Raw genomic sequence first — 9,527 nt, 5'->3', positions numbered from 1 at the left:
GAACGCCGGTGCCGCCGCAGCCCGCCTGCGGTCAACCGCGAGGCAGGAAGGTAATGACCAACCAGGCCGCCGCCGCGGGCACCGCGAACACCAGCAGCAGGATGGGTAGTTCCTCTCGCACCGTGTAGCCGGCGCGCGTGACGCCGACCCACATGTTGACGATCGCCATCAGCAGCCACGCTGGCAGGAACAGTTTGGCGGCGGCAATCGAGCCGGCGGCGTCGCCGCCCCATTGCTTGCCGAACAGCGCGAACACGGCCAGCAGCAGCAGGCCTCCGACGATGGTCAACAGTACGTGCATGACGCGGCTCCTATTTGGTGGTGTAGCCGCCGTTGATCAGAATCGTCTGGCCGGTGATCCACCAGCCATCCGACACCAGGAACCGGATGAAGGGAACGACGTCTTCAATATCGGTCAATCCGGTTTTCGAGAATGGCGACAAGGCGGCTGCGGTCTTATGGTACGCCACGGCGTCGGCGCCTTCGGCCGGATAGAAGAACGGCGTGTCCATGGGGCCCGGTCCCACCGCGGTCACGGAAATGCCACGTTCGCCGAATTCCTTGGAGGCGGCGCGCGTGTAGTGCTCCACAGGCGCCTTGGTGCCGGCGTAGGCTGCGTAGAAGGGCGTGTAGGCGCCCAGCAGCGACGTCACCAGGGTGCAGATCTTGCCGTTGTCGTTGACGTGGCGGCCGGCTTCCTTCAGGAAGAAGAATGCCGACTTGGCGTTTACCGCCGCCATATCGTCGTACTCCGCTTCGGTGATTTCGGTGAAGGGCTTCTTCAACACTTTGCCGACGGTATTGATCGCGATGTCCGGACGGCCTACCGCAGCTGCCGCGTCGGCGAAGAGTTTCTCCATCGCGCCGGCCGAGGTCAGGTCGGCCTGCAGGGCAACTGCCTGCGCGCCGGCGGCCTTGACGGCGGCGACCGTCGCCTCCGCGTCCGCCTTGGTGCTCGCGCTGTTGTAGTGCACCGCCACTGCCCGGGCGCCCTGTTGCGCCAGGTCGCGCGCGATCAGTCCGCCCAGGTTTTTCGCGCCGCCCGCGATGATGACGGTTTTGCCTTTGATTCCGTGGTCTGCCATGGTCCTCTCCGCTATCGGCCCGCCGGATGCGAGCCCCAATGCAGACGATGATATATTCCAAAAAAACCGCATAAAACCGCTATTCCTGGTATGTATATCCAGAAATCGCGAACAATGTTGCCTTGCTGGAGAGGCCCGCCCATGGATCGCATCGATCTGTTCCGCGTCTACGCCCGCGTTGTCGAATGCGCGAACTTCTCGCGCGCGGCGGATACGCTGGGCCTGCCGCGTTCCACCGTGTCCGCCGCCGTGCAGGAGCTGGAGGGACGGCTGGGCGCGCGGCTGCTCAATCGCACCACGCGGCAAGTGGCGCCCACGCAGGAGGGCGCGGCCTTCTATGAGCGTTGCCTGCGCCTGGTGGCCGACATGGAGGAAGCGGAGAATCTATTTCGCCATGCCTCGGTGGGCCCCAGCGGCATGTTGCGCGTTGACGTGCCCGGGCGCGTGGGCCGCCTCATTGTGGCGCCGGCGCTGCCGGCATTCCTGGACGCCTATCCGCAGATCGACGTCACGTTGGGGGTGACCGACCGCGCGGTCAACCTCATCGAGGAAGGGGTGGATTGTGTGTTGCGGGTCGGCGTATTACCCGATTCCGGCCTGGTGGCGCGGCCGATAGGCATGCTGCGCCTGATCAACGTCGCCAGTCCGGCCTATCTGGCGAGCCATGGCCTGCCCTTGACGCCGGACGACCTCGCGGCCGGCCATGGCTGCGTGAACTACGCCTCGCCCTCGACCGGCCGGCTGGCGCCCTGGGAATGGCAGGATGGTGGCATGTTGCGCACCCTGCAATTGCGCGGACGGGTCACGGTCAATAGCGCCGAAGCCTACATCGCCAGCTGCGTCGCCGGGTTGGGGCTGATCCAGATTCCGGCCTACGACGTACAGCCGCAGATTGCCGCGGGTGAACTGGTCGAAGTCATGCCGGACTATCGGCCCGCGCCGATGCCGATGACATTGCTCTATCCGCAGCGGCGCCAGCCATCGCGGCGAGTGCAGGTGTTTGCGGATTGGCTGGAAACGCTGTTGCGGCCGATCTGCGAGAGCCACTGAATAAAACAGGCCGGCCGCCGCGAGGGGCTGGCCGGCCTTTTGGGGGATCCCCGGCAGCGGCGGCTACAGCTGGATCGCCGACAGGTCAGGGCGACGCAGGTGCCAATCGGTCGCGGCCTGGAAGGCCATGCCGATTCGGCCCAGCGCGCCTTCGCCATTGGGCTTGCCCAGCAATTGCACGCCGATGGGCATGCCGTCCGCGGCAAATCCGGCGGGCAGGGCCAGTCCGGAAGCATTGACGTAATTGCCGGGGCGGGTGAAAGCCGCCAGCGGCGTGGCGGCTTCGTCCACTTCCTCCAGCGGGCAGGCAGCAAAGGGCAGGCACGGCGCAAGGACGGCGTCATAGTCGCGCATCCAGTCGCGCCAGGCTTCGCAGGCGCGGGCATGGGCCTGCAGCGCCAGTACGTAGTCGGCGGCGCCGAGCTGCTTGCCGCCCAGCACGCGGGCGCGCACATAGCGGCCTAGGGGCAGGCTGTCGTCTTCGATGTAGTCGCGATGCTGGGCGTAGGCTTCGGCTGCGATGATCAGGCCGTTGCGCAGCATCATGTCGTGGAAATCGAAGGGGAAGGGCGCCTCGACAAACTCCGCGCCCAGGTCCGCCAGCGCGCGCCGCGTGTCGTCCAGGGCGCCCTGCACGGCCGCGTCGACGGCAATGGGGTACTGCGCTTGCGGCATAAGCGCGATGCGCACGCCCGCGAGCGGTTTCGCGCCCGCGCGCGGTTCGCGGTAGCGGTAAGCGGGGATGCCGCGCGTCACGGGGTCGCGTGGATCGGGGCCGGAGAGCGCTTCGGTCAGCAACAGGGAGTCGCGAGTGTCGCGCGTCAGCGGGCCGATGGAATCCAGGGTATGGGACAACGCCACCGATCCATACAGGCTGATGAGTCCACGGCTTGTCTTCAGGCCCGTGATGCCGTTTAGCGCGGCGGGGATCCGCACCGAGCCGCCGGTGTCCGAACCCAGCGCGGCGGGCGCGAGGCCGGCGGCCACCGCCACGCCGGAGCCGCTGGAAGAGCCGCCGGGAATGCGGGCGCGCACCAGATCCCAGGGGTTGCGCGGGGTGCCCATGACGGGGTTGGTGCCCCAGCCGCCAAACGCGAACTCCACCATGTGGGTCTTGCCGAGCACCACCATGCCGGCGTCGAGCAGGCGGGTCACGGCGGTGGCGGTGACTTCGCTGCGGCGCTGGCGCCAGGCTTGCGATCCGGCCGTGGTGAGCTGGCCCTGGATATCGCACAGGTCCTTGACCGCCACGGGCAGGCCGTCCAGCGGGCCGAGCAGGCCGTAGCCCGCGCGGCGGCGCGCGTCGGCGGCTTCGGCCAGGCGCAACGCGCCCTCGCGGTCGACGCTGACGTAGGCGCCCAGCGCCGGGTTGGCACGGTCGATGCGGTCCAGGTAGTGCCGTGCCAGTTCCACCGAGCTGTAGCGGCCGTCGGCCAGGCCCTGCGCAAGTTCGCTGAGCGTGGCAAATGCAATGTCAGACATGTTTTCCTCGGGTGATGTCATGCGCGGCGCGCGGCTGCCGCGCGCCGTGTTCCTGCTTGCGCGATCAGCGCTTGTTCCAGTCGGGGGCGGGGTACACCGGCTTTTGCGTGGCCACGTCAGCGGGCCAGACCGGGACCATGCCCTTGCCCGGCAGCAGTTGCACCACGGGGAAGGGCATCAGCAGCTGCTTGCCCGTTTCGTCGATGGCATAGGGGCCTGCCATGACGGTGAGCTTGCCCGAGAGGTCCAGCGAGGCCTTCTTGAGCGCGGCTGCGTCGGTGCTGCCGGCCTGCTTGACGATTTCCTCGGTCAGCGCGCCCGCGCCGTAGGCCAGCGCGGTCTGGAAGTCAGGCGGGAACTCGGCCTTGGGGAAGCGCTGGTCGTAGGCGGTGGCGAACTGTTCGCGCGTCATGCCGGCGTTGACCTTCCAGTTGATCGCGGGGTGGTAGTTGGTGTGGCTGTAGATGTAGTTGGAGTCCGCGCCAATGGCCTGGAATTGCGGGGTCGACGCATAGACCATGAAGACGTAGGGGAAGTTGATGTCCAGCTGCTTCATCTGGCGCGTCATGCTGATCAGGTCACCCTCATAGGAGGTCGGCACCAGCGCCTCGGCGCCCGCCGCGCGGGCCTTCTGCAGGATCGTGCTGAAGTCCTTCTGGCCCTTGGGGTACTTCTCGAACAGCACGACTTCCATGCCGTTCTTGACGGCCTGCTCCTTGCCGCCTTCGGCCAGGCCCGCCGGGAACGGTTCATCCGAGTACAGCAGGGCGACCTTCTTCACGCCCTGCTTGGCGGCCAGTTCCATGTTGGCGCGCAGCATCGCCGACACCGGCATCTGCGTGCCCGACACCATGTTCTTGAAACCCTGCTTGTACAGATCGTCGCTGGCGGCGGACCAGACCATCATGTATTTGCCCAGGCGCTCGGTGACGGTGGCGGCCGCCGCGGTCAGCGTCGAGCCGAAGGGGGCGAACACCAGATCCACTTTTTCATCGACAATCAGGCGTTCGTAAACGCGGGTCACCATTTGCTTGTCGCTGCGGTCGTCCAGCTTGACCAGCTCGACGGGGTATTTCTTGCCCTTGACTTCGATGCCGCCGCGGCGGTTGACGTCGTCGACCCAGAGTTCGACGCCGCGCACGCCCGACTGCGAAGCGAGCGCGAAACTGCCGGTGGACGATACCGTCATGCCGACGCGGATCTTGTCCGAGGTCTGGGCGGCGCCCAGGGCAGGGGTGAGGGCGGCGATGGCCAGGGCCAGCGCCGGTATGCGGGACAGCCAGGGTTTAGCGTGCATGGGAGGTCTCCTATCGTTTTTGGTATGCGGCCCCGCGTTCCGTGGCGGACCATCGGACACAGGCCTGGTGCTGGGCAATGTTTGCTCAACACGCGAGATAGCGTATAACAAATAGGCATGGAGCGCACGCCTTGAATAAATTGAATTACCGACAGACCGAAATGTTGTGGGCCATCGTCATGGCGGGGTCCATCAGCGGGGCTGCGCGGTTGCTGAACATCTCGCAGCCGGCCGTCAGCCGGATGCTGGCGCATACCGAGAAGGCGATGGGCGTGACGCTCTTTGAGCGGGTCCGCGGCAAGCTCCGGCCGACCTCGCAAGTGCAGAGCCTGTTTGAGGAAATCGAGAAAACGCAACGCATGATGCAGCGCGTCAATGACTTGGCCGACGCCCTGGCGGAGCACGGCACCGGGGTGCTGCGCCTGGCGTCCATTCCCAGTCTGGCGCAGTTCCTGGTGCCGCGCGCCGTGGCGCGCTTTCAGCAACGCCATCCGGAGTTGCTGCTGCGGCTGAACACGACGGCGCTGCCCACCCTGATTACCGATGTGCTGCAGGGGGAGGCCGAGCTGGGGCTGGTGGTCATGCAGGCTGATCACCCATTCCTGACCTCCCAGCCGCTGCACGTCGGGCGCATGGTTGCCGCCATCCCCAAGGCGCATCCGCTGGCGGGTCGTGCTCAGGTGAGCCTGGCGGACCTGTCGCCGCATCCGCACATCGTCGTGGGTACGCGCATGCCCTTCGGCATGCTGGTGCTGGGCGCTTTCGAGCAGGCGGGCCTGCCCTGCCGCATGTGCGCCGACGTGCCTTGGAGTCAACTGGCCTGCGCCCTGGTGAATGCCGGGGTGGGGATTGCGATCGTGGACGAATTTACCGTCATGCAGAACACCATGCCCGACGTCGTCATCGTGCCGTTGGTCGAGCGTATCCCGCTGAATATCTCGGCCGTCTATGCCAGCAATCGCGAGCCTTCATCCATCGCGCTGGCGTTCATCAAAGAGCTGCGCGGCGTGCTTGCCGAGGCATTTCCGGCCGAAAATAAGGGTTAGTCCTTAACTTGCAGTTATGGTTTGAACTGGTCATAATCGCCTCCAAATAAAGCGGCCGTCCAACCCGGAAACGGCCCGGAGGAAGACATATGAGCAGCAGTCCCGTCCTGGCGGCGGGCGCCGCCTCGCATCGCGCGCAGGATCAGCGCGCATTGCGGTTGCGCACCCGCATCGCCGTAATCGTCTTTGCCGCCCTGGCCGCGGGCCTGGCGCTGATCCCCATGACGACGTCGAACATCTCGTTCGCGTTCTACCTGATGCTGTGGATCACCATGGCCAGCGCCATGAATATCTGCGTCGGCTTTACCGGCTACCTGCCGTTTGGCTACGTGGTGTTCTACGGCGTGGGTTCCTACGCGACGGGCATCTGCTACAAGATCCTGGGCTGGCCCATCCTGCCGTCGCTGCTGGCGGCGGGAGGCGTGGGCGTAGCGATTGCGCTGCTGCTGGCGCCCACGCTGCGCCTGCGCGGGGTGTACTTCGGGATCGTGAGCCTGGCGCTGGCCACCATCGTCAAGCTGATCATCTCCAACCTGCCGCAGTCCTTCACAGGCGGCAGCATGGGCATCATCCTGTCCAACGCCAACAATCCCACGCACAGCTACTACGCCATGCTGGCCGTGATGGGCGCGACGCTGGCCACCGTCACCTGGCTGTCGGTGTCGGGCCTGGGCCGCGCGCTCAAGGCCATCCGCGACGATGACGGCGCCGCCGCCTGCGTGGGTATCCACGTGCCCAACACCCGTCTCAAGGCCTGGCTGCTGGCCGCGCTGTTCCCGGCGCTGGCGGGCGGTATCGAGGCCTGGTACACGAACGTGGTGGATCCGGAATATGCCTTCCACGTGCTGATCACCGCCAAGAGCATCATCTACGCGATGGCGGGCGGCTTCGGCACCATTCTCGGGCCGGTTGTCGGCACGCTGGCGCTGCTGGGCATCGACCACATGATCTGGCAGAAATTCCCGGTGGTGAACCTGCTGCTGTTAGGCCTGATCATTGTGCTGCTGATGCTGTTCCTGCCGCGCGGCATCGTGGGCAGCCTGATCAAACGCAAGCCGCAACTGCGCCGCTACATCGCCTGAGGAACCACCATGACCGGACTGATTATCCAAGGGCTGATCAACGGCCTGATCCTGGGCGCCATCTACGGGCTGATCGGCGTGGGGCTGAACGTGATCTTCGGCGTGCTGCGCGTGGTCAACTTTGCGCACGGCGAATTCCTGGTGCTGGGCGCCTACTTTGCCTTCTATCTGATGGAGTATGCAGGCATCAACCCCCTGGTGGCGCTGCCGCTGGCATTCGCTGCATTTTTCCTGGCGGGCTATCTGCTCTATTTCGTACTGATCCCGCGCCTGTCCAAGGCGGACGATCCCGAGATCAGTTCGCTGCTGCTGATGTTCGGCGTGTCCATCATGCTGGGCGCCATCATGCTGCTGGTGTTCGATGCCGACGCCCGTTCGCTGCCCTATGAAATCGAACCCGTCTTCCTGAAGTTCGGACCTGTGCTGATCCCCACCGTGCGCCTGCTGGCGCTGGTCATTGCGCTGGCCATCATCGGCGCGCTGACGGTATTCCTGTACCGCAGCCAGCTCGGCAAGGCGCTGCGCGCCATCATCATGAACCGCGACGCGGTGCGCATCGTGGGCATCAATGCCGAACGCCTGTCCGCCGTGGCCTTCGGGTTGGGCATAGGCCTGGCCGCCGCCAGCGGCGTGCTGGTGGCGATGGTGTTCCCCTCGTTCTCGCCATTCATGGGCAACGATTACACCCTGATCGGCTTCATCGTGATCGTGCTGGGCGGCCTCGGCCATCCGGTCGGGGCGCTGGTGGGAGCGCTGCTGTTCGGCGTCACGGAGCAAGTGTCGGTGGTGTTCTTCAACCCTTCCATTGCCACCATCTGCGGCTTCACGCTCATGGTCGCGACCATCTTCATCCGGCCCAGCGGACTCTTCGGCCGCCAGGCGTTGCGCTAAAAGGAGCCTGACACATGTTGAAAGTCAGCAATCTCAAGAAGCGCTTCGGCGGGTTGGTGGCCCTGCAAGGCGTGGACCTGGACGTGCCTCGCGGTTCCATCCTGGGTGTCATCGGCATGAACGGGTCGGGCAAGACCACCATGCTCAACTGCATTAACGGCATCTACACGCCGGACGAAGGCCGCATCGAGCTCGATGGCCGGAACATCGCCGGCAAGCAGATCCACGAGGTCGCCCGCCTGGGCGTGGGGCGCACCTTCCAGGTGCCGCGCATCTTCCGCCAGCTGACCTTGCTGGACAACCTGGAGGTGGCGCAGCAGCAGACTGGCCGCAGCGCGGATGAGCGCTATGCACAATCCGAGTACTGGTTGCACAAGGTGGAGCTGCACAGGCTGCGCCACAACTACGCCGAAGAGCTGTCTGGCGGGCAGCAGAAACTGGTGGAGCTGGCGCGCATCATGGTGGCGCGGCCCAAGGTGGTGCTGCTGGACGAACCCTTCGCGGGCGTGAATCCGGCGCTGGCGCAGTTGCTGATCTCGGTGATCCGGGAACTGCCGAGCGAGCACGATTGCTCGGTGGTGCTGGTTTCGCACGACCTGACCTCGATCTACCAGTTGTCCCATCACATCATCGTCATGAACGAAGGCGCCATCCTGAGCCAGGGTAACGCCGAGCAAGTGCGCGCCGACCCCCGCGTGGTCGAAGCCTATCTGGGAGCCTGAAATGAGCACGTCGATACTCGCGCTGGAAGACGTGACCGTGGCGTACCACGGCGACATCACCATTCTGAACCACGTCAATATCCAGGCGCGCGCGGGCAAGGTGACCGGGGTTATCGGACCCAACGGCGCGGGCAAGTCCACAGTGTTGAAGACGATGTTCGGTTTCCTGCCGCCGCGCACCGGCCGCATCACGCTGCGCGGCGCGGATATCAGCGCACAGCCTTCGCATGAGCGCGCGAGCCACGGGGTGGCTTTCGTGCCGCAGCACCGCAGTCTGTTCGGCGAGCTGTCGGTGCACGACAACCTGCTGCTGGGCTGCTGGCCGTTCCGCGGCGACAAGACTCGCGTGCGTCAACGTATCGATTCGGTCTACGACCGCTTCCCCATCCTGGCGCAGAAGCGCGACGACCCCGTGTCCAGCATGAGCGGGGGGCAGCAACGTTTCGTGGAATTCGGACGGGCCTTGCTGATCGAACCTTCCGTCATCCTGCTGGATGAGCCCACGGCCATGCTGGCGCCGAAAATTTCCAAGGAGATCTACGGCCTGATCCGCGGATTCGCGGACGAGGGCATGACGGTGGTGCTGGTGGACCAGAACGTGCGCCGGTGCGCCGAGGTGTCGGATTACATGTACATCCTGGAGCTGGGCCGCAACAAGGCCGAAGGTGGGCGCGAGGCCTTTGACGACGGCGGAGGCTTGCGCGAGATGGTTGCGTCCTGGATGGACTACAAGATCGATTGAGGAAGAAGGGGGCGGCGAAATGGCCGTCCCGGGCAAAGCATTACCGGGCGTGAGCACATCCGCTTGGGCGGCCAGGTCGCACTACCGTAAAAGGCGCGTAGCGCCGCTGCCACGCCCGCCCGACTTTGCA

Annotated in this window: 10 protein-coding genes; 6 read left to right on the top strand and 4 right to left on the bottom strand. The window is 65.4% G+C overall.

The window, feature by feature from the left end; translation table 11 throughout:
- Positions 1-31: 31 nt before the first annotated feature.
- Together CEY08_RS23235 and CEY08_RS23230 are read right to left on the bottom strand one after the other, a co-directional pair.
- Positions 32-301 carry a hypothetical protein gene (locus tag CEY08_RS23235; RefSeq protein WP_042796248.1) on the bottom strand — a complete coding sequence of 90 codons (270 nt, stop codon included), beginning with the start codon at positions 299-301 and terminating at the stop codon, positions 32-34.
- Positions 302-311: 10 nt separating this feature from the next.
- Positions 312-1,085, bottom strand: coding sequence for an SDR family oxidoreductase (locus CEY08_RS23230; protein WP_042796249.1), 774 nt, complete (start codon positions 1,083-1,085; stop codon positions 312-314).
- 141 nt (positions 1,086-1,226) lie between these two features.
- Here CEY08_RS23230 and CEY08_RS23225 point away from each other — a divergent pair, with 141 nt between their 5' ends.
- Positions 1,227-2,135 (top strand): LysR family transcriptional regulator, encoded by a 909-nt coding sequence (locus CEY08_RS23225; RefSeq protein WP_042796250.1) that lies wholly within the window; start codon positions 1,227-1,229, stop codon positions 2,133-2,135.
- A 63-nt stretch (positions 2,136-2,198) separates the two neighbouring features.
- Here the strand turns inward: CEY08_RS23225 and CEY08_RS23220 are convergent, their stop codons facing one another.
- Entirely contained in the window at positions 2,199-3,617 is a 1,419-nt protein-coding gene (locus CEY08_RS23220) for an amidase (protein WP_076818029.1), read from the bottom strand.
- Between the two features lie 64 nt (positions 3,618-3,681).
- Entirely contained in the window at positions 3,682-4,914 is a 1,233-nt protein-coding gene (locus CEY08_RS23215) for an amino acid ABC transporter substrate-binding protein (RefSeq protein WP_063641320.1), read from the bottom strand.
- 161 nt (positions 4,915-5,075) lie between these two features.
- Between CEY08_RS23215 and CEY08_RS23210 the strand changes: the two genes are divergently transcribed.
- The 5 genes from CEY08_RS23210 to CEY08_RS23190 all read left to right on the top strand — a co-directional run bounded on the left by CEY08_RS23210 (position 5,076) and on the right by CEY08_RS23190 (position 9,397).
- Positions 5,076-5,960, top strand: coding sequence for a LysR family transcriptional regulator (locus tag CEY08_RS23210; RefSeq protein WP_063641555.1), 885 nt, complete (start codon positions 5,076-5,078; stop codon positions 5,958-5,960).
- A gap of 89 nt (positions 5,961-6,049) precedes the next feature.
- On the top strand, positions 6,050-7,042 hold the full coding sequence (locus tag CEY08_RS23205; protein ID WP_042796252.1) for a branched-chain amino acid ABC transporter permease: 993 nt from the start codon (positions 6,050-6,052) through the stop codon (positions 7,040-7,042).
- A gap of 9 nt (positions 7,043-7,051) precedes the next feature.
- Positions 7,052-7,933 (top strand): branched-chain amino acid ABC transporter permease, encoded by an 882-nt coding sequence (locus CEY08_RS23200; RefSeq protein WP_042796253.1) that lies wholly within the window; start codon positions 7,052-7,054, stop codon positions 7,931-7,933.
- Positions 7,934-7,947: 14 nt separating this feature from the next.
- Positions 7,948-8,655 (top strand): ABC transporter ATP-binding protein, encoded by a 708-nt coding sequence (locus CEY08_RS23195; RefSeq protein WP_042796254.1) that lies wholly within the window; start codon positions 7,948-7,950, stop codon positions 8,653-8,655.
- Between the two features lies 1 nt (position 8,656).
- Positions 8,657-9,397, top strand: a complete 741-nt coding sequence (locus tag CEY08_RS23190; protein ID WP_042796255.1) for a branched-chain amino acid ABC transporter ATP-binding protein — start codon at positions 8,657-8,659, stop codon at positions 9,395-9,397.
- The last annotated feature ends 130 nt before the right edge of the window (positions 9,398-9,527 follow it).

It is taken from the genome of Achromobacter insolitus, assembly GCF_002209555.1.
In the GTDB taxonomy this organism is placed as follows: domain Bacteria; phylum Pseudomonadota; class Gammaproteobacteria; order Burkholderiales; family Burkholderiaceae_B; genus Achromobacter; species Achromobacter insolitus.
The sequence above is the reverse complement of the archived record's forward strand: the minus strand, read 5'-3'. Positions and strand labels throughout refer to the sequence as shown.